Source organism: Flagellimonas algicida (genome assembly GCF_049629585.1).
In the GTDB taxonomy this organism is placed as follows: Bacteria; Bacteroidota; Bacteroidia; order Flavobacteriales; family Flavobacteriaceae; genus Flagellimonas.
Window position 1 is genome coordinate 257,843 of record NZ_JBMYIX010000002.1, and the last position, 24,872, is coordinate 282,714.

Annotated in this window: 19 protein-coding genes; 5 read left to right on the plus strand and 14 right to left on the minus strand. The window is 46.0% G+C overall.

Features of this window, described 5'->3' with window-relative positions; genetic code table 11:
• Positions 1–4 precede the first annotated feature (4 nt).
• From ACPD8L_RS09965 to ACPD8L_RS09980, 4 genes are all read right to left on the minus strand, one after another.
• Complete coding sequence (locus ACPD8L_RS09965; RefSeq protein ID WP_116216830.1) at positions 5–1,630, minus strand: S41 family peptidase; 1,626 nt, start codon at positions 1,628–1,630, stop codon at positions 5–7.
• Between the two features lie 18 nt (positions 1,631–1,648).
• Positions 1,649–2,086: a deoxycytidylate deaminase gene (locus tag ACPD8L_RS09970; RefSeq protein ID WP_116216829.1), complete on the minus strand. Its 438-nt coding sequence runs from the start codon at positions 2,084–2,086 to the stop codon at positions 1,649–1,651.
• Positions 2,087–2,173: 87 nt separating this feature from the next.
• The gene (locus ACPD8L_RS09975) at positions 2,174–2,758 is read right to left on the minus strand and encodes a HupE/UreJ family protein (RefSeq protein WP_423943204.1); all 585 of its coding nucleotides are present in this window, start codon (positions 2,756–2,758) and stop codon (positions 2,174–2,176) included.
• A gap of 100 nt (positions 2,759–2,858) precedes the next feature.
• The gene (locus ACPD8L_RS09980; protein WP_116216827.1) at positions 2,859–3,596 is read right to left on the minus strand and encodes a TerB family tellurite resistance protein; all 738 of its coding nucleotides are present in this window, start codon (positions 3,594–3,596) and stop codon (positions 2,859–2,861) included.
• A 123-nt stretch (positions 3,597–3,719) separates the two neighbouring features.
• Between ACPD8L_RS09980 and ACPD8L_RS09985 the strand changes: the two genes are divergently transcribed.
• The 5 genes from ACPD8L_RS09985 to ACPD8L_RS10005 all read left to right on the plus strand — a co-directional run bounded on the left by ACPD8L_RS09985 (position 3,720) and on the right by ACPD8L_RS10005 (position 8,664).
• Complete coding sequence (locus tag ACPD8L_RS09985) at positions 3,720–4,130, plus strand: BrxA/BrxB family bacilliredoxin (RefSeq protein WP_116216826.1); 411 nt, start codon at positions 3,720–3,722, stop codon at positions 4,128–4,130.
• Between the two features lie 85 nt (positions 4,131–4,215).
• Positions 4,216–4,959 (plus strand): lysophospholipid acyltransferase family protein, encoded by a 744-nt coding sequence (locus ACPD8L_RS09990; RefSeq protein ID WP_421810509.1) that lies wholly within the window; start codon positions 4,216–4,218, stop codon positions 4,957–4,959.
• Positions 4,956–5,615 carry an HD domain-containing protein gene (locus tag ACPD8L_RS09995; RefSeq protein ID WP_421810508.1) on the plus strand — a complete coding sequence of 220 codons (660 nt, stop codon included), beginning with the start codon at positions 4,956–4,958 and terminating at the stop codon, positions 5,613–5,615. The genes ACPD8L_RS09990 and ACPD8L_RS09995 overlap by 4 nt, the downstream gene beginning before the upstream one ends.
• 55 nt (positions 5,616–5,670) lie before the next feature.
• Positions 5,671–7,095 carry a Gfo/Idh/MocA family protein gene (locus ACPD8L_RS10000; protein WP_423943207.1) on the plus strand — a complete coding sequence of 475 codons (1,425 nt, stop codon included), beginning with the start codon at positions 5,671–5,673 and terminating at the stop codon, positions 7,093–7,095.
• Positions 7,096–7,182: 87 nt separating this feature from the next.
• Positions 7,183–8,664 (plus strand): vanadium-dependent haloperoxidase, encoded by a 1,482-nt coding sequence (locus ACPD8L_RS10005; protein ID WP_421810506.1) that lies wholly within the window; start codon positions 7,183–7,185, stop codon positions 8,662–8,664.
• A gap of 18 nt (positions 8,665–8,682) precedes the next feature.
• On the opposite strand, the gene ACPD8L_RS10010 is transcribed toward ACPD8L_RS10005, so the two are convergent.
• The 10 genes from ACPD8L_RS10010 to ACPD8L_RS10055 all read right to left on the minus strand — a co-directional run bounded on the left by ACPD8L_RS10010 (position 8,683) and on the right by ACPD8L_RS10055 (position 24,836).
• Positions 8,683–9,930, minus strand: a complete 1,248-nt coding sequence (locus ACPD8L_RS10010; RefSeq protein ID WP_421810505.1) for an RNA polymerase sigma factor — start codon at positions 9,928–9,930, stop codon at positions 8,683–8,685.
• A 142-nt stretch (positions 9,931–10,072) separates the two neighbouring features.
• Positions 10,073–10,423, minus strand: a complete 351-nt coding sequence (locus tag ACPD8L_RS10015) for a YciI family protein (RefSeq protein ID WP_421810504.1) — start codon at positions 10,421–10,423, stop codon at positions 10,073–10,075.
• 144 nt (positions 10,424–10,567) lie between these two features.
• Entirely contained in the window at positions 10,568–11,641 is a 1,074-nt protein-coding gene (locus tag ACPD8L_RS10020) for a PA0069 family radical SAM protein (protein WP_421810503.1), read from the minus strand.
• A 1,174-nt stretch (positions 11,642–12,815) separates the two neighbouring features.
• Positions 12,816–13,832 (minus strand): DNRLRE domain-containing protein, encoded by a 1,017-nt coding sequence (locus tag ACPD8L_RS10025; RefSeq protein WP_423943209.1) that lies wholly within the window; start codon positions 13,830–13,832, stop codon positions 12,816–12,818.
• Positions 13,833–13,990: 158 nt separating this feature from the next.
• Positions 13,991–15,541: a hypothetical protein gene (locus tag ACPD8L_RS10030; RefSeq protein WP_423943210.1), complete on the minus strand. Its 1,551-nt coding sequence runs from the start codon at positions 15,539–15,541 to the stop codon at positions 13,991–13,993.
• A gap of 27 nt (positions 15,542–15,568) precedes the next feature.
• Positions 15,569–16,351, minus strand: coding sequence for an enoyl-CoA hydratase/isomerase family protein (locus tag ACPD8L_RS10035; protein WP_423943212.1), 783 nt, complete (start codon positions 16,349–16,351; stop codon positions 15,569–15,571).
• A gap of 46 nt (positions 16,352–16,397) precedes the next feature.
• Positions 16,398–17,807 carry a sensor histidine kinase gene (locus tag ACPD8L_RS10040; RefSeq protein ID WP_423943859.1) on the minus strand — a complete coding sequence of 470 codons (1,410 nt, stop codon included), beginning with the start codon at positions 17,805–17,807 and terminating at the stop codon, positions 16,398–16,400.
• A 183-nt stretch (positions 17,808–17,990) separates the two neighbouring features.
• Entirely contained in the window at positions 17,991–18,536 is a 546-nt protein-coding gene (locus ACPD8L_RS10045) for a CopD family protein (RefSeq protein ID WP_116216813.1), read from the minus strand.
• An 18-nt stretch (positions 18,537–18,554) separates the two neighbouring features.
• On the minus strand, positions 18,555–21,677 hold the full coding sequence (locus ACPD8L_RS10050) for a VPS10 domain-containing protein (protein ID WP_423943214.1): 3,123 nt from the start codon (positions 21,675–21,677) through the stop codon (positions 18,555–18,557).
• A gap of 24 nt (positions 21,678–21,701) precedes the next feature.
• Positions 21,702–24,836 carry a VPS10 domain-containing protein gene (locus ACPD8L_RS10055; protein WP_423943216.1) on the minus strand — a complete coding sequence of 1,045 codons (3,135 nt, stop codon included), beginning with the start codon at positions 24,834–24,836 and terminating at the stop codon, positions 21,702–21,704.
• Positions 24,837–24,872: the final 36 nt, after the last annotated feature.

The window sequence follows — 24,872 nt, forward strand, 5'->3', positions numbered from 1 at the left end:
TCCCTTATTTTTTAATGGCCGCACCCACTTCGGGTTGGTCAAATGTAATGGTATCCAATTCCAGTACCTTGTTGAGCATGGCGTCATATTCTCCTTTGATTTCCGCAGATAGGTTGGGCGAAAACAACTGTTCGGCAATATTGGCTTTTATGTAGGCCTTTATCTTGTCCTCTTGGGCATAGAAGTCCATCTTTATCTTCCGGTTCAGCACAAATTGGAGGAACTGATCAAAAAGAATATCATCCACACGGAACTCCTCCAAAAATTGGTTCATACTGTAGGAAGCGTATCTGCCTCTATCCTCTTCCAAGTGTTCAAAAACAAATCGGGAAAAGAATTGGTAGGTGTCGTCCATACTTTCAATGGCCTCTTCCTCATTACTTCCAATGGGCACAAAAACATCAGGAATGATACCTCCCCCGCCATAGACAATTTTTCCTTTTGGGGTACGGAATTTTAGGGAATCTGCCACTTTTATGCTGTCTGCGGATACCAACTCCCCATTGCTATAGCGTTCCATAAACTTTTGGTAATAGTCCCGAGTTCCTTTTTTATAGGATTTTTGGATGGAACGGCCTGTTGGGGTATAGTATCTAGATACGGTGAGTCGCACTGCGGAACCATCTCCCAGGTCCATTTCTCGCTGCACCAGTCCTTTTCCAAAGGAACGCCTCCCCACAATGGTCCCTATGTCATTGTCCTGAAGGGCACCCGCTATGATCTCACTGGCCGATGCGGAACGTTCATTGATCAGTACATATACCGGTTTGTTCTCAAAATCACCCTTGCTGGTCGCAAAGGCCTTTTTTATTCTTCCCTTCTTGTTTTTGGTAAAGAGAATCAGCTTGTCATCTTCCAAAAACTCATCCGCCAATTTCTCGGCAATGCCCAGATAACCCCCGGGATTATCCCTTAAGTCCAACACCAATTTCTCGGCTCCCCTTAATTTCAGTTTTCTCAGGGCATCCTGGAATTCTTTAAAAGTAGATTCCGCAAAGCGATTGATCTTGATGTATCCCAAATCCTTGGTGAGCATATAGTAGGCATCCACACTTCGAATGGGTACATGCCCACGGGTAACCGTGACATCCATGGTACGGTTCTCCGACTTTCGAAACACTTTAAGATCCACTTTGGTCCCTATCTTGCCCTTGAGTTTGGAGACCACCTCATTGTTGGGCACCCTTCTTCCAAAGAGCGTATCGCTATTGGCTGTCAATATCCGATCTCCCGGTTTTATGCCACTGATATAACTGGGGCCATTTTTAATGGTCCGTATCACCGTAATGGTATCCCTGTACATGTAAAAACTGACGCCTATTCCGGCAAAATCGCCTTTCATGTTTTCGGATACCTCATCCATTTCACTCTTGGGGATGTATACGGAATGGGGATCCAGCTTGCCCAAAATGTTGTTCACGGTCACATCCACGATGCTGTCCGTATCAATTTCATCCACATATTCGTAGTCGATGTAATCTATAAGTCGGTTGAGTTTATCCTTCTTGGAATTGGTGGAAAACAATTTTTCCGGAGTATCGTTAAAATGGAGTTTCCCCCCTATAAAAATCCCTATGGCTACCGCAAGGGCCAGCAATGTGGGCCAGATATATCCATTAATTTTCTTCATAATAGCAAGAGTTGAGGCTTACACCATTTCCTCCAGAACGGGCATGTGCACGATTTCAACGCCGGCCCGTTCCAAAAATTTCAATCCTGAATCGTCTTTGTACGCGGTTTGGTACACCACACGTTTTATGCCAGACTGATGCACCAATTTGCTACATTCCCTACACGGGGACAAGGTAATGTACAATGTGGCCCCCTCACAGGATTGGGTTGAGGCTGCCACCTTTAAAATGGCATTGGCTTCCGCATGAAGCACATACCATTTGGTATACCCTTCATCGTCTTCACATATGTTCTCAAATCCCGTGGGTGTTCCGTTGTACCCATCGGAAATGATCATTCTATTCTTAACGATAATGGCCCCTACCTGTCTTCTTTTGCAATAGGAAAGTTTTCCCCATTCCAAGGCCATTCGCAAATATGCTTTGTCGTACTTTTCTTGTTTGCTCTCCTTCATACATCCAATAAAATAAGTCGAGAATAATTAAATATACCCGCTTTGGAAGACCCGTACAACCTTATTCGATTAATTTTAACGAAGGGCCTACATGGGAAACGTTGCAATGAGTAAGGGTATTGTAATGGCAATCACCAAAATAGAGGCCACCGCGATAAAAATGGGTCTTTTTACCTTCAGTACATCCAAAACCACAAATGCCAAGGTCAAAATCGCCAAGATGATGGTCACCTGGGAAAGTTCTATTCCTGTGGCAAAACCCAAAAGAGGGGTAATCTTGTCCTCTTCCTCGGCCATGAGCATTTTAAAATAGTTGGAAAACCCAAAACCATGGATCAACCCAAAAAAGGCCGTAGCCAAAACATGTAGAAAAAGTCCAACATCCAATGCCTCTTTGAACACATAGGCAAAGTTGAATAGAGCCGTGAGCAAAATGGTAACCGGAATCAGAAATTCTATAAGTCCAACATCAATAGTGGCAACTTCATAAACCGAAAGTGCCAAGGACACACAATGGGCTATGGTGAATATGGTGGCCAAGATAACCACCCGTTTCCAGTGTCTAAACGTAAAGGGGATGGCCAAGGCCGATAGAAACAAAATATGGTCATAGGCCCCAAAATCGAGTACATGCTTCAGACCCAGCTTAATGTAAAACCAAAATTCCTGCATACTTATCTATTTAAATTTTTAAGTCAGTTCCATCCTAACTCCTAACTCCTAACTCCTAACTCCTAACTCCTAACTCCTAACTCCTAACTCCTAACCAAACCTAAGAAATCCCACGTTCTTTCTGAATGGTCTCGTAGGCCTTTTGCACCTCCTTGAATTTCTCTTCGGCCCCTTTTTGAATGGCCTTGTCCTCGGTCACCACACGGTCTGGATGATATTTTTTGGCCATGGTTCTATAGGCCTTTTTCACCTCCTCGTCGGTAGCACTCCTTTCTATCTCCAAAATCTTATAGGCATTATCGGCAGATTTGATGAACATGGCCATGATACTTTCAAAATCGTGCATCCCCACCCGAAGGTACCCGGCAATTTCCCGCAACTTGGAAGTCTCTGCCTGACTTACCTGTCCATCGGCTTGGGCAATCCCGAACAAAAAGTGCAGCAATTGCAACCGTACCTCGTAACGGGTGCGTTGGACCATATAAGTACAAATTCGTTGGGCGGAGATTTCCCTCTTCTTGATCACTTCATTGAAAGTCCTGAAAATGGCATTGGCCTTTTCCTTGCCATAGGTACTTAAAAAGTATTGGCGTACATAGTCCAATTCCCGCTGGCTTACCTGTCCATCGGCCTTGATGATAATAGAGCAAAGAGAGAGTAGGTTCAGTTCAAAATCGGCCGGGGAAACGCTCTGGCGGGTAAAATCCTGAAACACCGTCCTTGATGATTTTGAAGAGCCCCCAAGTCCATCCAGTATGCTGCCCACAAAGAACCCTAATACCGCCCCTACAATTCCCCTAATAAAAAATCCGATTAAGGCCGCAACCCACTTGATCATCCTACAAAAAATTAAAGCCCAAATATAGGGCTTTGCACAAGAAGCTAAGCCTTATACAATGTTAAGGGGCATGAAAATAAACCAACAAAACCGTATCTTTGGACTTTAATTAAAAAGTAGTCTATGTATCCTGAAGAATTGGTAAAACCTATGCGAGCAGACTTGGCCACCGCCGGGTTTGAAGAACTATATACAAGTGAAGCCGTTGAGAATGCCCTTAAGCAAGAGGGCACCACGTTGATTGTGGTCAACTCGGTCTGTGGTTGTGCAGCAGCCAATGCAAGACCAGCGGCCAAATTGAGCTTGCAGAATTCAAAAAAACCTGACCATTTGGCGACCGTATTTGCCGGAGTGGACACCGATGCCGTGAACACGGCGAGGAACCATATGGTTCCCTTCCCTCCATCATCGCCAAGTATGGCCCTTTTTAAGGATGGGGAATTGGTACACATGATCGAAAGACACCATATTGAAGGTAGGCCTGCTGAGCTTATCGCAGAAAATTTGATGGAAGCGTATAACGAATTTTGTTAAATATCCCCTTCCATCTCAAAAACAAGCCACCCTTAAAGGGTGGTTTTTTTATTTTTACATCCTACCAAAAACTGAACATCCAAAAATGACACTTGCCAAATTGTTTTCCTATCTCTTTACCACTCTTTTCTTTATTAGCTTTGGATTGGTCTTGGTCATTTTTCACCCCATCCAATGGATCTGCCTGAAGATATTTGGGTACAATGCCCACAAAAGAAGCGTTTCCATACTCAACTGGTTCATTATGCGATGTACCAACCTATTGGGCACCCGATATACCTTTGAAAACACCCACAATATCCCCACGGACAGACCTTTGATCGTAGTTTCCAATCATCAGAGCATGTACGACATCCCTCCCCTTATTTGGTACATGCGGAAACACCACCCCAAATTTGTGAGCAAGATTGAACTGGGAAAGGGCATCCCAAGCGTATCCTTCAATTTAAGGCATAGTGGTTCGGCATTGATTGATAGAAAAGACCCCAAACAATCCATTGCCGAGTTGCAAAAACTGGGCACGTATATTGAAAAACACAACCGAAGCGCCGTAATTTTCCCTGAAGGTACCCGGAGTAGAAATGGTGTTCCCAAGCCTTTTAGGACCACTGGACTCAAAGTATTGATGAAAAAGGCCCCTTCCGCCTTGATTGTTCCCATTAGTATAAACAACTCTTGGAAATTATTACGCTATGGAAAATTTCCCATGGGATTGGGCTCCCACCTTACACTAAAGGTGCATGCCCCTGTAGAGAACAAGGGTAATTCCGATGAACTCATTGCCCAAATTGAAGCCACTATCGCTTCGGGGATAATCACAAATCAATGAATCACGATCAACTCATCCAAAACACCATTTCCTTTGTCAAGAAAGCGCTGGAAAATGCGGAAGGAGGTCATGATTGGTTTCATATTGAACGGGTCTTCAATACTTCCAGGCTCATATCCAAACAGGAAAAGACCAATGCCCTTGTTGTGGAGCTTGCCGCACTGCTCCACGATATAGCGGACCCAAAATTCCATGATGGGGACGAATCCGTTGGCCCGGAAATGGCCAGAACGTTTTTGGAATCCCAACAAGTAGATGCCTCCACTATAGACCATGTGGTGAATATCATTCAACATATGTCCTTTAAAAACAGTCTGGAGAACAGCGGAACGGCCTTTGCTTCCAAAGAACTGGAAGTGGTCCAGGATGCGGACCGTCTGGATGCCATTGGTGCCATCGGCATAGCACGAGCCTTCAATTATGGAGGCTTTAAAAATAGGGCATTGTACGACCCAAAAATCGCACCCAATCTTCAGATGACCAAAGAGGAATACAAGGCCTCCAAAGCCCCTACCATCAATCATTTTTACGAAAAGCTACTACTGCTCAAGGACCGCATGAACACTGAAACCGGGAGAAAACTTGCCAAGGAGAGACACCAGTTCATGGAAACTTACCTAGACCAGTTTTTTGGTGAGTGGAACGGCAATCGGTAAAACTTTTGTCTCTAGCAGTTTTTTGTATCTTGTAATCGCAATCAAAACTAACACAATGCAAAGAAGAAAATTCATTCAAAATGCCGCAGCGGCCTCCGCTGCGTTTTCCATTGTACCCAGTCATGTTCTGGGCAAGACCCATGTTCCTCCCAGTGATACCCTCTATGTTGGTGCTTTTGGTGTTGGCGGTAGGGGAAGTGGAGTCATCAAAGGCCTCAATGATACTGGAAAGGTAAAGTTTGTATCCTTTTGTGATGTAGATGATCGACGGGCCAAAGATACTTACGAAAAATTCCCAGATGTAAAACGATACAAGGATTTCAGAAAAGTCTTTGACGCGCATTTGAATGATATTGATGCCATAATGGTAGCCACCCCCGACCATATGCATGCTACCATTGCACTCCCTTTTATGCGGGAAAAAAAGCATGCTTATGTGGAAAAACCCCTTACCCATAATATCCATGAAGCCCGTCTGATGACCCAAGTGGCCAAAGAAAATGGTATTGTTACCCAAATGGGAAATCAAGGCGCTTCCAGTGATGATAGCCGAATTGCGAGAGAGTGGGTCGAGTCTGGAATTATTGGAAAAATCCATACGATAGATTGTTGGACCAACCGTCCAGTTTGGCCACAAGGAGTTGCCGTACCTACAGAAAAACAACGAATTCCAAAAGGATTGGATTGGGACCTATGGTTGGGCCCAGCCGCCATGCGCGATTATAATGAAGCCTACCTTCCCTTTAAATGGCGAGGTTGGTGGGATTTTGGAACAGGTGCTTTGGGCGATATGGGATGCCATATCATGGAAACTCCGTTCAGCGTATTGGATTTGGGATATCCAACTGAAGCCGAAGCTAGCTGCACCACCGTTTGGGTAGGTGATTTTGTGGAGGCCGATTATAGCCCTTCCTGCCCTCCTTCTTCCAAAATACATTTGAAATTTGACCACGAATACCACGGGGATATTGCCCTGAATTGGTACGACGGGGGCATTATGCCCAACTTGCCCGATGAACTCAAAGATGGTGAGATGGTCGGTAATCGGGATGGTGGAACCATCATGTATGGGGAACGAGGTATTTTGGTTTGCGATACGTACTCCCAAAATGCACGTTTGCTACCTACCGATATGATGGACCTGTACAAAGCTCCAAAACCAAAATATCCTAGAGTGCCCGGTAGCATGGGCGGTCACATTGCCAATTTTGTTGATGTGTGCCTCAAGGGAGGATCTACTTCTTCGGATTTCTCCAAAGCAGGTCCTTTGACCGAAACCGTTCTTATGGGTAACTTGGCTGTAAAAGCATATCAATACAAAGTATTGAAGGAAGGTAAAAAAGTGGGGGATTGGGATCCATACGACTACCCGGGAAGACGCAAACTTTTCTGGGATGGTGAAAACATGAAGATCACCAATTACGACAAGGCCAATGAATGGGTCACCCGCAACTACCGTAAAGGTTGGGAACTGTCGTAATTTTTTCAAAATTACTACATTGCACGATGGATATGGACAACAAACGGTCCATATCCGTCTGATGTAACTTCTCTAAACAACACACCTATGATGAAAAAAGCATTCTTACTGCTATTTGCATTGGCAGTCGTTATGGCCTGTAAACAAGGTGCTAACGGAAAAGAAAGCCAAAACATGGCGGAAGCGGCCCAACCCCTTGGAGCTGAAAACCTTGCCTACCAATGGAGCCAGATGGCCATCACCGCCACGGCCAACGATACGGAAAAATTCAAACCAAGGCCCACCATAACCTCTCGATTTTTAGGGTTGATATTTGTTTCCATCTTTGATGCTTGGTCCCGTTATGATGAAAAGGCCATCCCTGTGTATCTGGAGGGAGTGGATAGACGTCCCATGGATGAACAAACCCTGAAAAACAAGGAAATTGCCATTAGTTATGCCGCATATAGGGCCATGAACGAATATTATTATTCGGACAAGGAACTCTTCACCGATTTCATGAAAGAGCTTGGCCTGGACCCCAATAATGAAAGTCTGGATCCCAATACCCCAGAAGGCATTGGTAATTTGGCCGCCAAAGCGGTCATTGAGGCCCGAAAGGGAGATGGCGCCAATCAATATGGGGAGGAAGAAGGTTCCAATGGGGTGCCTTATTTCAATTATGTGGGGTATGAACCTGTGAATTCCGTTGACAGCAATGTGGATCCCAACCGTTGGCAACCCAAATATTTTTCAGATGGAAAAGGTGGGCAGTTCGCCCCTGGTTGTCTTACCCCTTTTTGGGACAAGGTAACCCCTATATCCATGAAATCCGGAGATCAATTCAGGCCCGGTCCACCTCCTCAGATTGGCTCGGAACAGCTTGAGAAAGAAGTACAGGAAGTCATTGAAATGCAGGCCAACCTCACCGACGAGCAAAAAGCCTTGGTGGAGTTCATGCGAGATGGACCCCAATCGGTGCAACAGGCAGGACACTGGTTAAAGTTTGCCCAAGAAGTATCCATCAGGGACAACCACAGCTTGGATCAAGATGTAAAAATGTTCTTCTACAACCAAGTGGTGGCCATGGACGCCTTCATTGCCTCATGGGACAGCAAAATGTTCTATGACTTTGCCAGACCTTTCGCCTTGGTACATGAATACTATGACCAACAGAAAATAAAAGCTTGGGGCGGAGTCGGAAAAGGGATGGTCGAGATGGATGGAAACCAATGGCGCCCCTATTCCCCAGATACGTTCTTATGCCCACCATTCCCAAGTTACACCTCGGGTCACAGCACCATAAGTGGAGGCTGTGCCGAAGCATTAAAACTTTGGACAGGCAGCGATGAGTTTGGCTCTGAAGTGGAACTCGTGGCCGGTTCCCTTACCGAACCGGAGAACCTTGGGGATACCGTGACCCTTAAGTTTCCCACGTTCACCAAAACGGCCGAAATGGCTGGAATTTCAAGGGTGCTTGGTGGATACCACATCCAAGCGGACAATATTGCTGGATTGGAACTGGGCCGTGATGTGGCCCATGAGGCTTGGAAATTTTATAAGAAGCATGTTGGGGAAGAAGACATGTAACCTGTACCACTTAGGGCGTTAGGTTTTCATTTTCTTTTGATAGTGTGCTTTGACCAGTTCATTTTCGGTCAGGGCAATGGCCCTTTCCAAAGCAGTCCTTTGTTCCTTGGTTTTTCCCAAATCAGACCAAAGTTCGGCCTTGATGGCATGGAAAAGGGCTTGATCAGAAAAGTTGTTTTTCTGTTCCCATTGCTCCAGTTCCCCTAATGCCTTTTCAGCACCATGGATCTTGGCAAAGGCCACAATCCGATGCAAGGCCACCATAGGTGAAGGTTCCAATTTCAGTTGCAGGTCATATAGATAGAGTATGTTCTTCCAATCGGTCTTGGCAAAACTTTTAGCGGTGGAATGGTAATACGATCGGGCTGCTTCCAAATGATACTTGGAAGGCGTGCGGTCTTGGGTTCCTGCCTGTTCCAAATGGCGCATCCCAATCGCAATCAATTCTTGGTTGTATTTGCTCCGATCCTGATGTTCCAAAGTGACCAACGCTCCGTTATCATCCAATCGGGCATCAAAGCGGGAGGCGTGAAAACACATCAAAGCGATCAATGCCTCTAAATTGGGGTGTTGGCAATAGGTGTTTTGCTGCATCAACAAGGCCAATCGCAAGGCCTCATAACAAATGTCCCTTTTAATGACCAGGGTGCCCGAGGTGGCCGCATAGCCTTCCGAAAACAACAGATAAATGACCTGTAATACCCGGAACAAACGCGATTGAAGCCCCATTTCCACAGGAATCTTCAGCATTTTCACCTCTTCCCGGAATTTTTTCTTGGCCCGGGTAAAGGATTTAGCCACCGCTTCCTCCTTTTTCAACAAGGCCTCTGCCAGTTCCTTATTGCTGAACCCCCCAATAAGTTTCAAACTCAACACAATTTGATGCTCTTGGGAAAGCGCGGGGTGGCAACAGGCGAATATCATTTTTAATTGGCTGTCCGAAAGGGTGGCATCCAAGGAGGGGGCGCCATTTTGTTCCGTTCCGCTGTATTGGGACAATCGTTCCGTATCTTGAAGGTCCATTTTTTTGTCCCTTCGCAGCATATCAATCAACCGGTTGCTCGCCACGCGATACAACCAGGCCGTTGGGTTCTCTGGAACGGATTTGTAGGCCCAGACTTGCATGGCCTTCACAAAAGAGTCCTGGGTGGCATCCTCTATCGGTTCCAAATAAGAAGTCCCGAACTTATGGGTCAATAGGGCCACCACTTTCCCATATTCCTGTCTAAAAAGGTGTTCTACGGTTGCGTGGTGGTCCTGTTGCATTACTTTTAAAAGACTACTTTCTTAATTGCGTCATTTCGAACGAATGTGAGAAATCTAAATCATAAAATTGCCATAAGAGATTTCTCGTTTCACTAGATTTCTCACATTCGTTCGAAATGACATAGGTTTTCCATTTTTTAAATCAGTGTTCCATGGAAAGGATTTCACGTACCTCCACAAAGCTTCCCTCATAATCAAAAATGGGACAACCTTTTGAAATTTCCACGGCCTCGTCATAGTCCTTGGCCGATACGATCAAATATCCGCCCACCATTTCGGCGCCTTCCGCAAAGGGACCATTGGTGACCACTTCGCCTTTATTGCTGACCACTTTTCCATCCTTTCCCAAGGGGAGTCCGTCCAATAACTTCCCTTTTTCCTTCAAGCCTCCCATCCATGCGCCCCAAACTTCCATGTGGGCCTGCTTTTCTTCTTGGGACAATTTGTCAAAGGCATCATCGCCACCTCTGAACAGATACAAAAAATTACTCATGACGTTTCGTTTTGTGTCCTTTTTTAGGACTGGTTATATATTGTTTTCATCCTAAGGACGAACACACAACCCTTGTTTGGACAATTCTTTAAAAATAGTTGAAAAATAGATTTCTCCGTCGCATACAACCCTGAAATGACCGTATCAAAATAATTTCATCTGACCATTTTTATAGGGTTCGTGCAAATCGGTCCGTAATCTGGGAAACTGCCTGTCCCTAAAATATTTTTTTCGGGCCAAGTGGGCCATATCGTGAATCTGTTGGGCAATCTTTCCCTCTCCCCGATTCCGAACCCCAAACCGGCTATCGTTGATAGACCCTCCGTGGCAATCTTGGATCAGGTGCAGTACCTTTTCGGCCCGATCGGGCATGGCCTTTTTGATCCAATCCGTAAAGATCTGTCCAATGGCCCCGTTCAAACGCACCACGGTTATGGCAAACGAACGGGCCCCATGATCGGCCACGGCCTTGGCCAAGGGCAAGAGCTCATGACTGTTGATGCCGGGTATCATGGGTGCCAACATGGCGTTGACGGGAATGTTGTTTTCGGATAGGACCTTAATGGTCTTCAATCTTTTTTGGATGGACGCCGTGCGGGGTTCCAGTTTTCTTCGGGTCTTTTCCGAAAGGGAGGTCACCGAAATATTGACCCCCACCAATTGATGGGCATTGAGATCCTTTAAAATATCCAAATCGCGCAACACCAATGCATTTTTGGTGATGATGCCCACCGGGTGACGGTATTTTAGGAAGACTTCCAAGCATTTACGCGTAATTTCAAATTTTTGCTCTGCGGGTTGATAGCAATCCGTATTGCCCGAAAGTACAATGGTGCACGCCTTCCAGTTTTTGTGCTTGATCTTGGCTTCCAACAGTTCCGGCGCCGCCTTTTTGACCAAAATCTTGCGTTCAAAATCCAGTCCGGCGCTATAACCCCAATACTCATGGGCATTACGGGCATAGCAATAAATGCAGCCATGTTCACAGCCTTGGTAGGGGTTCATGGAGTACATCATCCCCACATCGGGGCTGTCTACCTTGTTTACAATGGTCTTGGGAAAAATAGGGATGTATTGGGTCTTATTACTCTCGGCTTCCTCGCCCTCCAAACGGCAGAACTCCAGAAAATCTTCCCGCATTTCGTACACGTGCTGCAAGAATTGATTGGGTGTGTTCTTTTGGGCCCCACGGCCTTTTTGGTATTTTTTAGGTTCCATTTTTTGGATTTATTCCAAATTTATGGATTATTTCCCCTGTTTGGTTTTGAGTGAATGTTAAAAGGTGAAGGGTTGATGGTTGATGGTTGATGGTTGATGGTTGATGGTTGATGGTTGATGGTTGATGGTTGATGGTTAAAAGGTATAAAACTGTCATGCTGAATTTAGTTCAGCATCGTATTGAACTGTTTCCAAAAAGATGGGAACCTGAAACAAGTTCAGGTTGACGAAAGTAACCCTAAGTAATGTAGTTCTTGACTGTTCCTTCGGACAGGGTCAGAAATGAGATGAAGCCCTGATGTCATTTCGAGTGTAACGAGAAATCTCATATTTCACTGGTAACTTTTAGATTTCTCACTCCCGATAACCATCGGGATGTTCGAAATGACTTGAAGTCCTGAATAATTGGACTTTCCACTTACTCCTTGGGCTACCCTTCGACTGCACTTTCGACTTGGCTCAGGACAGGGTTCAGGGCTTGGTTCTCGACTGCGCTCGAACTGACAAAGGTAACAGAAACTTAGATTGAAGAAGTATTCAAACCGTACTCAGGGCAGCGTCAGAAATGAGATGGGGTCTTGATGTCATTTCGAGTGTAACGAGAAATCTCATCATATTTCACCGGTAACTTTTAGATTTCTCACTCCCGATAACCATCGGGATGTTCGAAATGACTTGAGGTCCTGAATATTTGGATTTCCCACTTACGCCTTGGACTACCCTTCGACCGCACTTTCGACTTGGCTCAAGGCAAGGCTCAGGGCAGGGTTCAGGGCAGGGTTCTCGACTGCGCTCGAACTGACAAAGGTAACAGAAACTTAGATTGAAGAAGTATTCAAACCGTACTCAGGGCAGCGTCAGAAATAAGATGAAGTCTTGATGTCATTTCGAGTGCAACGAGAAATCTCATATTTTACTGGTAACTTTTAGATTTCTCACTCCCGATAACTATCGGGATGTTCGAAATGACTTGAGGTCCTGAATATTTGGACTTTCCACTTACTCCTTGGACTACCTGGACTACCCTTTCGACTTCTCCTTCGACTGCGCTCAGAACAGGGTTCTCGACTGCTCCTTCGACTGCGCTCAGGATGACAGCTCGAACTGACATAAAAAAGAAAGAGCCCCGGACGGGACTCTCTCTGCAGGTAGGTACGGGAAAAAGGAAAGCTTGTTATAGGCCCTTGGCCGCAAAGTAGCGGTACAGGGGCGCCATTTTTTCTTCGTAGGACATACTATCCCAATCTTGGGCCTTACTGCTCGGGGCCATTTTGCCGGCAGCCGGGTCTATATCCTCGGTCTCGATGACCAAAAGGGGACGTAAGTCTACATTATCACTCTCGCTGGATTCAAACTCTATTAACATATTAGTACTATTGGCATTAACTTCAGTTTCCTCAAACCTGATTCGCATGCCTTTGTTAGATTCTGGAGTACAAATCCATTGACTTACCAAAGTTCTTGGCAACGGGATGGCCACCCAACCAATGGCTCCTGTACCAATTCCTGCTTCATTAAACTGAATTGGCACAATGTAGTCATCCACTGCTGTAGTTAATCCATAGTCAAATAAGGCGCTCACTCCTCCTGCCACAAACCAAGCATCATTAGCATTGGCCATGTTCCAAGTCGCATCGGTCTCTTCAAAAACAGGATCATCGGTACCTCCATTGTAAAAACCGCAATACAGTTGTATCGCCGGTTGGTTGGTGCCCACTCCTACTTTGCTGTAGTTGGACAGATATACATATAGTATAGCTTGATTGATATAAAAACCATCCGTACAGGATTCGCCACTTTCCACAAAATCCGAGGCAACCCCTTCTATCCCATCAAAACGAATAATGGTATTTCTACTTCTATCTAAAGTGGTATTGTAGCCTATGGTCAAATCCTCTCCATCATAATTGGTTGATGTAGCTTGTTCGTTGATATAGGTGTCATGTGTTCCGTTGTACCCCTTAAACCCCTCTTGGAAATAAAAATCCACATTGGGTTTGTCTTCCCCAGGAATACCTTGTTCTCCTTGTTCTCCCTGATCACCCTGATCACCTTTTGGCCCTTGGTCACCTTGAGCACCTTTGTCTCCTTTATCTCCAGGCAAACCGTCTTTTCCATCTTCACCGGAACAAGAGGCCATTATAATGGACATTCCCAAAAGGGCCATGCCCAGTACTTTAATTGATTTCATAATTTTTTATTTAATTGTTATCCAGAACCAAAAGTACGTGGCCCTATTGGGTATTTTGGGGCCTAGTTGACCCGTGACCCGTTTGGATTGACGGATTGCCGTTTAGAATTGACGGATGAAATCTGCTGTGGGAATTTTAAGCTGCTTTTTGTGGTCGATCAGTTAAAATCTACCTTGACCAATTGCTTTTTACCGCCCCGTTTGGCGTAGAACAGCATGTGGTCCGCAGTGGCATCCTTTAAAGGCTTGGAGACCATGAGGGGCAAACGGGCCTCTTGTTGGTCTATGACCTTCTCATAATCCAAGGCGCCGTTGGGGTCCAAGGAGATCATGAACACATTGCGGTTTCGGCTAAAGCCCTGTTTAAAGATAAGGCGTTCGTTGCCTATAAGCTGTGGGTTGTCCGCAGCGGTACAGATAAAGAAGTAGGTGTTGCCATCCTTGCAGTAAGAGCTGTAAGAGGCATAGTCGCCATCGCCGCGGGTTACCTCGGTCTTGTTGATGTTGCGCACCCAGTCCATTTCGCCATTGGGCCTTAACTTGGCACTTACAATGTCGTTATAGTGGTAACGCTCCGTTTTAATACGCTGTCCGGCACCCGTGACTTCCATACCGGTGGTAACAAAGTATTCTTCCGCATTAAAGAAGATATCGTCGTTTGGAGTAATCTGTACCCCTTTGAAGACCAAATTCTTGACCACCTTGTCCTCTTCCCTGCCAAACTTGTCTTCCATGAACTGTTGCGAAAAGGGATTGTATTTTTGGGAATTGATGTTGAGCGAGGTGGGATCTAGATCAAAATAGGCGATTCCGTTGTAGCGATTGTCCTTTCTATCAGCATAAAATCCAATACAGACCAGTCTGTTTTTAAAACGGACCGGATAGAGCGCTTCGGGATATTTTCCGGGATCCACGAACGATTGTGAACTGCTTCCGTTGGTGTTAACCCTTATAAGCTCGTACTGGAACTTTCGCTCGTCCACTTGAAAACGTTTCTTCTTAAAATAGGCTTTCCCCACGATATACGCGGTCTGCAGGTCCTGCGAGAAGGCCACGTTCTCAAAGGCATAGTTCTTTTCCTCGATCTCGTTGGAGAAGTCGAACTCGAATTTTTTGTTCAGGGCCGTATCGAACATATGGATCATATGCTTGTTGTCCTTTCCCCTTTTATGATGGGTACTGATCACAAAGCCTCTTTTATCCTCATCAAAAAGGATGGCCGTGGTAAATCCCCTGGAAAAATTTCGGTTGTAGTAGTTTTTCCCCACGGGATGATCTACCTGTTCCGAGCTGATGGAAAGTAGTTTTTTCTCCTTAAAATCAAAAGTGATAATGGGGCTGGAATGCACCCAATATTCGTATTCGTGCCTGCCCTCATTATAGTTGAGGAACATGAGGTTCAATTGGCCGTTTTTCAGGAATCCGTCCACAAAGTCGAGCCCCTTGAGCTTGTAGTTGTATTCTGTCACCAACTCTAGGTCGGCATTGTAATGTTCTATGAGGTAACCTTTAGGTCTTAAGATCAAGCCTTGGTAATAGGCCCGGACCAAGATATAGCCCCCGGTACCGTCATCATCAATGGTCAACAGGTTGGAATAGCGGTAGCGGTCGTTGTATTTTTCACCAAAATTATAGGAAACGGGCATTTTTTGGGCCTGTGCCACAATACCCATAAGAAGAAGGCCCAACAGGACGATTTGTTTTTTCATTTCGATTTGGGTTGGTCGCGCCTATGGTCATGAGCCGGGGAAATCTGCCTTGCGCTTTTCCAAAAAGGCCGATGTGCCTTCCCTGAAGTCATCGGTCCCAAAACAATGGCCAAAGGCGTCTATTTCGGCGGCATAACCATCAACATCATACTTAAAACCAGCATTTACCACTTTTATTGCCTGTTTTATGGCCACAGTGGAATTATTCGATATCCTGCTTGCTATTTTGACACAAAGGGGCAACAATTCCTCCGGGGACACCACATGATTGACCAAGCCATAAGCGAAGGCTTTGTCTGCATCGATCATACCCGCCGTCATGATCATTTCCATGGCCCTTCCCTTGCCCACAAGTTGTGGGAGGCGCTGTGTACCCCCATAACCGGGGATGACCCCGAGTGAGACTTCCGGGAGGCCCATTCTGGCATTGGTGCTCGCCACCCTAAAATGGCAGGCCATGGCCAGTTCCAATCCTCCGCCCAGTGCAAAGCCATTGATGGCTGCAATGACGGGAGTGGATAGGTTTTCAATATAATCGAACAGGTTTTTTTGGCCCATGGCAGACAGTTGGCGGCCTTCCTTTACCGAAAAATGGGCAAATTCCGAAATATCCGCGCCGGCCACAAAGGCTTTTTCACCACTACCCACAATGACAATGACCTTGGTATCGGGGTCCTCATCCAACTCCTTAAACGCCACATGCAATTCCTCAATGGTCCGTTTGTTGAGGGCGTTCAGTTTTTTGGGCCGATCAATGGTGACGGTAGCTATGTTGTTCTCTTCTTCAATGTAGATGTTCTCGTAGTCCATGTGTTGTTTATTTTGAGGTCTCGACTGCGCTCGACCTGACCAGTGCCTAAGATTGTTTTGGGAACCTAACAATAAAAACGGTTCCCTTGCCTACTTGTGAAGTAAAGTTAATGGTTCCGCCGTAGTTTTCCACAATGTTCTTTACCATTCCCAGACCAAGGCCGGTTCCGCTGGATTTGGTGGTGAACTTGGGCTCAAAGACCTTTTGTCTGTATCCATCCGAAATGCCCACTCCATTGTCCGCCACGGAAATCTTTACTTGTTCCCCTTCCGAGGAAACGGTTACCAATATTCGGGGAGATGCCACCTCGGGAACGGCCTGTATGGCATTTTTCACCAAATTGGTGATGACCCTGATCAACTGGGTGCGGTCCAGTTTGGCAATGATCTCTTCCTCATCGGCAATAAAATGGATGTAATCTTCCGTAAAGATCTCCAAGGCCAACTTTACGATCTTTACCACATTCAAGGTCTCGTTCTGCTGGGCAGGCATATTGGCAAAACTGGAAAAAGCCGTGGCAATATTGCTCATGGTATCTATTTGCTGAACCAGGGTTTTTGAAAATTCCTTGACCTTGGTTTGTATCTCGGGGTCTTGGGGATCGAACTTGCGCTCAAAATTCTGTACGGTAAGTCGTAGCGGCGTCAACGGGTTTTTAATTTCGTGGGCCACCTGTTTGGCCATTTCACGCCATGCCTGTTCGCGTTCGCTCTTGGCCAATTTTACCGCGCTTTCCTCCAATTCATCGATCATTCTGTTGTACGAATCCACCAATTTCCCAATTTCTTGCCCGGGGCTTTCAATATAGATCTTTTCATTTTGCCGGGTAAGGTTGGTCCTGTTGATCTTATCCGAAATGGTCTGGAGCGATCGGGTAATGTATTTTGAAATGAAGTAGGCCAGAAAAATTGCCGAGAGCAGCATGATCAGGTACACCCCTCCCAAACGGAAAAGAAACTCCTTGAGCTCCTTATTGTTGAAAGTATTGTCCTCAAAGTACTGAAGGTTGACTATACCGATTGGTTTAAACCTAGTATCGTTAATGTACGTATACGTTGCTTGGTAATTATCGCCGGCCGCCCGTTGCTCCTGTACATATCGCTTATCGTCACTGTCCCGCAGATGGTTCAGTATTTGTGCATCCAGACAATTGGAAATGGAATCGGCCTCAAAACTAGGTCTGGAGCTTTTGATCAAACTACCCTCAAGGTCGTAAATATTAAAGTTGACATTTTGGACATCGGCTATCTTATAGATTTCATCCATGAAGATCAAGCCAAGATTTTCCGTGTTTACGGGGTAGGTGGTTTCCCGTATGGTATAGGAAATACTTTGGAGTACCTGTTCTTCCTTACGCTCCACCCTGTTTTCGTGATAGTCCCTTCCCTGTTCACTATATTGGTAAATGGTGACCCCGGCAATCAATACGGAGGCAATGACCACCAATAATATCATGCTGAAGAATATCCGGGATCGTAAGGATAGTTTACTGAACAAGCGTATTTGGTTTGAGGTAAAATTACACAATTATCAAGCCAAATGAGGCACAAGAGTAAGTTCAAGTTCAAGCGCAAGCTCAAAATTAGGTTCCTACCAAATTAACTGAGCTTGAAACTTGAACTTGATATTTGAACTTTCTTAAGCATTCGGATTCTTGTCCCGGATACGTTTATAGAGTCGAATGCCCAACATCAAAAGAATGCCCAGCACCACAATACCAATAACCCCATAAATCCAATTAAAGGCACTTTTAAGGATTACCAGAAACACGATGGCAAAGAGGATCAAGGTGGCCCCCTCGTTCCAGATACGCATAAACTTGGAGGTGTATGTTACCTCATCGCGCTGCAATTGCTTAAAAATTTGATGGCATTTAAAATGATACCCGAACAACAGCAGCACAAATCCCAGTTTTACATGCATCCAAGGTTGTTGTAGCCAAGAGGGCATCAAAATAAGCATCCAAACCGCAAACAGGGTGCACAGAATGGCCGAAGGCCATGTGATGATGTACCATAGGCGTTTGGTCATCAGCTTCAATTGGTCGGTCAATATCTCCCGCTCCGGGGAGGGTTTTTGCCAAGCTTCAATATGATAGATGAACAGACGGGGAATGTAGAACAGTCCCGCAAACCAGGTGACCACAAAAATGAGGTGCAAGGATTTAATATATGGGTAAATCAACAGTACGCTTTTTTACGATTACAATCGAAGTGCCCCTACCCCATTTTCCCAAAGTTTCTTGTTGAAATTGGGGATATCGGCAGCCATCAAAGTTACGGCTCTTTGCTTAAGTCCTACCCATTGCGCATCCAATTCCCGTTTACGGTCTTTTGACGCTTGATTGATCTGGGGCAGGGCACTGTTGCTCTGGTTCATCAAAAACAAATATTCCGCCGAGAACTTGTTGGGAAAATTCTCCACATCGTCATAGGCCTGTGACTTTCGTTGTACCATGTCTCCATCCCATGCCTTGAGCTTCTCCAGCAGGGCTTTGCCTTCTGCTTTCAAGCTTTCATCGTTCAATTCTTCCAACAACTTCTTCAACTGACCCTGTACCTTGAAAAGGGTATTCATTCTTTGGTGCATATCAGTAAGGTTGGTTTCCAGTTCTGTCATGAACACATCATGTTCCCTATACCGTTCGGGAGTCATATTCGTATTGGGGGGGCTTAACACTGCTCCCGTAGTGGTCACGGTTTCCCCATTGGCTTTCAAACGTAGGGTGTAGGTACCGGGAGGTACTTTATGTCCAGTGAAATTGGCTTCAATATAGACATCGGGAATGCCGGGGAGGATGGAGGTCTTTAAATCCCATACAAAGCGATTCAACCCTTTGTCCGTACCCAACACTGGTGCCGGAGGTGCCCCACCCCCATGATGAGGTTTGTAGTCCTTATCCTTTTCCGAGGTGAAACTGCGCACTACCTTATCCTGTTGGTTCAAAATCTCCAAAGTGATTTCCGTACTGTCCATGGCTTTGGGCAGATTGTAGTGGATGACCATGCCATTGGCCGGGTTCACTCCTTCGTATGGATTGGTCCCCGTCACCTCTTTTGAGCTGCTGTTAAGGGGACTGAACCAAAATCCGTTCACGGCATCTTCTGGCTGAAAGAGTTGCAGCGCATTGGCATTGGCCTTGTATTGGGACAGGGTCGTGATGTTGTCCAAAATCCAAAAAGACCGCCCTGAAGTGGCCACGATCAAATCTCCCTGATGCACTTTCAAATCCGTGATGGGTGCTTTGGGCAGATTCAACTGCAATGGTTCCCAGTTTCTACCATCGTTCCAAGAAATGTAAAGCCCTTTTTCCGTGCCTGCATACAACAACCCCTTACGCCCTTGGTCTTCCCGAACTACACGGGTAAAGGAACCATACGGGATTCCCGTGCTGATATTGGACCATGTCTTGCCATAGTCCGAGCTTTTGTACAATGCCGGGGTATGGTCGTTGAACTTATAACGCGTTGTAGCCATGTAGACCGTGGCTGGGTCATGGGGCGATACTTCAATGGCATTGATCAAACACTCCCGAAGTCCTTTTGGGGTGATGTTCTCCCAGGTTTCGCCTCCATTTTTGGTAATGTGCACCAATCCGTCATCACTTCCTGTATAGAAAACCCCTTTTTCATGGGAGGACTCAATCATGTATGACAGGGTGCCATAGTTTTCGGCTCCCACAGCTTCATTGGTATAGGGTCCACCGCCATTGCCCTGCTTGTCATCTTGATCACGGGTAAGGTCCGGTGAAATTTCTTCCCAAGTAACCCCGTTGTCCCTAGTGCGAAGCACTAGCTGAGCGCCGTGATAAAATGTTCCGGGTTCGTGTTGGGACCAAATGATGGGGGCATTCCAATTGTACAAATATTTCATGTTTCTGGCCTCACGCCCCAAATATTGAATGGGAGCCGCCATGACATCCGTGGCCATCTTGGTTTCCATATCCAACAATTCAATGGTTCCCAAATAACTTCCGCCCATCACATATCTGGGATTGTCCGGGTCAAAAGCCAAAAAGGCACTCTCCCCTCCTGCGGAATAATGCCAGTCTTCCCGGCTTATGCTCCATCGACCTAAAGAAAGACTTGCAATCTTCACCGAGGTATTGTCTTGTTGCCCACCATAGATGTTGTATGGAAAAAGATTATCGGTACTGATGCGGTAGAATTGGGCCGTGGGCATATTCTCTTGAAGCGTCCACGTTTTGCCGTAATCAAAGCTTATGGTGGCCCCACCATCGTCCGCCATTACCATGTTCTTGGAGTTATTCGGATTGATCCAAAGATCATGGGTGTCGCCATGGGGTACGGAAATGGTCTCCCAGGTTTTCCCGCCATCTTCAGACCGAAACATTTCTGCACTGAGCACATATACCGTATCCTCGTCATTGGGGTCGGCAAACACCTCAATATAATACCAAGCCCGTTGCACCAATCGGTTATCGCCACTCACCATGCTCCAGCTTTTCCCGGCATCGCCGGAAACGAAAAGTCCGCCCTTATCTGCATTGGAATCGCTTTCAATCAGGGCATATACCTTATCGGAATTGGCCGCGCTTACCGCAATGGCCATTTTTCCTTTTTCTTTGGGAAGCCCTTCGGTCAATTCGGTCCAAGTATCCCCTCCATCGGTACTTTTGTACAATCCGCTTCCAGTGCCCCCACTGATCACAATATTGGGTTTACGTTGGTGCTCCCACATGGCCGCGTACAACACCAAGGGATTATTGGCATCCATGGAAAGTTCCACGGCGCCCGTAAGTTCATTGACAAAAAGAATGTTCTTCCATGTTTTTCCTCCATCCACCGAGCGGTACAGCCCTCGTTCCTTATTGGGACCGTAAAGTGCTCCTTGAGCCGCTACATAAACGATATCCGGATTGGTAGGATGCACAATGATTCGGGAGATATGCTGTGTTTTTTCCAATCCCAGCTTGACCCATGTCTTGCCGGCATCATTGGATTTGTAAACGCCATCCCCATAAGAGGTCATTACCCCGCGGGGGGCATGTTCGCCCATCCCGCAATACACCACATTGGGATTGGAGGCCGATACGGAAACCGCCCCAACAGAACCCATTTCAAAAAAACCATCCGAAATGTTTTCCCATTGTTGCCCGGCATTGTTGGTCTTCCACAATCCACCACCCGTTGTTCCCATGTAATAGGTCAAGGGGTCTCCCACAACACCACTGGCGGTTACGGACCGTCCACCACGAAACGGACCAATGTTCCTGAATTTCATGGGTTTGAAATAGTCATTGGCGGTTTGCCCAAAAGTCAGGGTAGCACAAAGCACCCCTAAAAGAAAGCTTACTTTTTTCATGTCCGGTCGGGTTTAGGTTTCTTTTTAATCCTCAATACTCAAATAGTCCAATTCCAATTGGTTGAACTCATTGTTGAACGCATCAATCTCTTTATCCACCAAAGCATCAAAGGCATTCAATTGTTCCTTTATCTTTCCTGAAAGTTCATTTTTCACGGCCATATCCTGTTCTGTTGGAGGGAAATCGTCTATGGACACCAAGCTGTTCAAGTGGGCCAGTTTATTGGTCAACCGTATGGGGAAGTTCAAGGGGTCTTGGTTGCTTCGGTTTTGGGTTTGATAAAGCGCCTTTTCTATTTCCCCAAAGTCTTCCTTCATTTTTTCGGCCTTTTCCACCAAGGCCTTGGTAGCTTCATTGTCTTTGTACTGCTTCACAAAAGCATCCAGCTTTTCATTGATTTTCCGGATTTTCTTTATGGATTGATGGGCCCTGTCCACCGTTTCATTGATGTCGGTAATAAAATCGAACTGCTTTTGCATATCGGCCACGGAAACTTCCGCCCTGGGATCGGGAAGAATCTTAAATTCCTGGGGCTGATCGGCACCGTTCACATTCAAGTGCACTTTATAGCTTCCCGGAACCGCTTTGGCACCATCCAAATTGGCCCACCAGAGAATCATTCCCTCTAATTTTTCCGCTCCTTTGCCACGGGTATCCCAAACATGGGTATTGCCCCCTTTCTTGGCCGTAAGCTTTTTGTCCTTATCCTTCGCATAAGAGCTATATGAAGCCAAAGTATCCCCGTTCATCGTGGTATAGGTAAGGGCCACACTGTCTTTTTCCGAAAGATTTTTGAGGTAAAAGTGGGTGACCACGCCATTGGGATGGTTTTGCCCCTCGGTTTTAGACGGGGTCTTGGCCACTCCTCCCTTGGTACGATAACTGTCCTTGGGATGGAACAAAATGGCTTCTGCCGATTTTTTGGAGCCATCCAATTGGTGTAAAACCGTAAGATCATCAATAATCCAAAGGCTTCGCCCTTGGGTGGCCACGATGAGGTTGTTGTCCTTAATGGTCAAGTCAGTAATGGGAACAATGGGTAGGTTCAATTGGAATTTCTCCCAATTTTGGCCATCATTGAAGGAAATGTACATCCCGGTTTCAGTCCCGGCGTACAACAATCCTTTTCTCTTTGGATCTTCACGTACCACACGGGTAAAATGTTCATTATTAATCCCATTGGTAATCTTGGTCCATGTTTTTCCATAATCCGTGGTCTTGTAGAGATAAGGTGTGAAATCCCCCAATTTGTAACGGGTAGCGGCTACATAACAGGTCCCTTCATCAAAAGCGGAGGGTTCAATGCTGTTCACCATACTCCACTCGGGCATGACATCGGGTGTTACATTTTCCCATGTTTTTCCTCCATCTTGGGTCACATGGATCAGTCCATCATCACTTCCTACCCACAACAGGCCTTCTTTTAAAGGACTCTCATTGGCGGCAAAAATGGTACAATAGTATTCCACACTGGTATTGTCCTGTGTTATGGGTCCGCCACTGGACACCAATTTTGTAGAATCGTTTCGGGTTAGGTCATCACTCAACAAGGTCCAACTTTGCCCTTCATTGATACTCATGTGGACATGGTTGGAAAAGGTGTAGAGCTTTTTGGGATCATGCTTGCTGAATATGATCGGGAAATTCCATTGGAAACGGTATTTCATTCCCTCGGCACCATACCCCATAGGGTTATCCGGCCAAACATTGATGCCCCTAACCGTTTTGTTTTTGTGGTTGACGCGAGTCAGGAATCCTCCATAACTACCTCCGTACACAATATCATCATTGGTAGGGTCTACTACAATGTGCGCGGATTCGCCTCCGGCAGTTTCTTCCCAATCGTCCTCCCCTATGGAATTGTCATCACTCCGGTGGTTGATGCGCAAAGTGGAATTATCCTGCTGCGCCACATAGATGCGGTACGGAAACGCATTATCCGTAGTGACCCTATAAAATTGGGCGGTGGGTTGATTGTAGTAGGTACTCCATGTTTCCCCGCCATCGTAACTGATCTGTGCGCCACCATCGTCCCCAATGATCATCCGTTTTGAGTTCTCTGGAGCGATCCAAAGATCGTGGTGGTCACCATGTGGTGCATTAAACGTATTGAAGGTTTTTCCTCCATCCGTACTTCTATGGTATTGGACATTGAGCACATAAACCACATCCTCATCTTCCGTATCGGCATAGACGCGGGTATAGTACCAAGCCCTTTGACGCAGTTTTCGCTCCTCATTCACACGGGTCCATTTTTTTCCTCCATCATCTGAGCGGTACAAGCCTCCTTTTTCCTTGTTTTCCACTATGGCCCATACCCTTTCGCTATTTTTTGGGGATACCGTCACGCCAATAATCCCCAAGGTATCTTTTGGGAAACCATCATTTTTTGAGATTTCCGTCCAAGTCTCTCCGCTATCCGTACTCTTCCAAAGTGCAGAACCTTCGCCTCCACTACTTAAGCTATATGGGGTACGTTGCACCCTCCATGTGGAAGCATACAATATTCTTGGGTTGTTGGGATCAAAAGTCAAGTCTACAGCACCAGCATGTTCATTCACAAAAAGAATCTGTCTCCAAGTTTTACCGCCATCAGTAGTCTTGTATATTCCGCGTTCTTTAGTGGGTTTATAAATATTGCCCATTACTGCCGCATAAACGATATCGTGGTTTGTGGGATGGACCTTTAACCTGGGGATATGCCTTGTTTTTTCGAGCCCCATGGATGCCCATGTCTTTCCTCCGTCTTCAGTTTTCCAAACACCATATCCTGAGGAGACATTCCCCCGTACGGTTTTCTCCCCTCCTCCAACATATATTACATTGGGGTCGCTTTTGGCCACTTCAACGGCACCGATACTTCCTCCAAAATAACCATCGGAAATATTCTCCCATGATCGACCACCATCCGTGGTCTTCCAAACCCCACCGCCGGTGGCGCCAAAGTAAAAAAGATTGGGTTCTCCGGGTACTCCTGTAACGGCAGCGGAGCGACCGCCACGGAACGGACCTATCAATCGATATTCCAAACTGGAATAGATTTCCTCAGGATATTCTGGGGTGGTTTGGGTTTTCTTTTTTCGTTGGGATTGAACGGTAGCAACGCAGAGCGTGAAGGTAAGCAGCAGCATACCCATTTTGGAAAAGCAAGTCTTCATTTTCAAAGTGTTAATTAGTCGTGTCTAAATGTAATG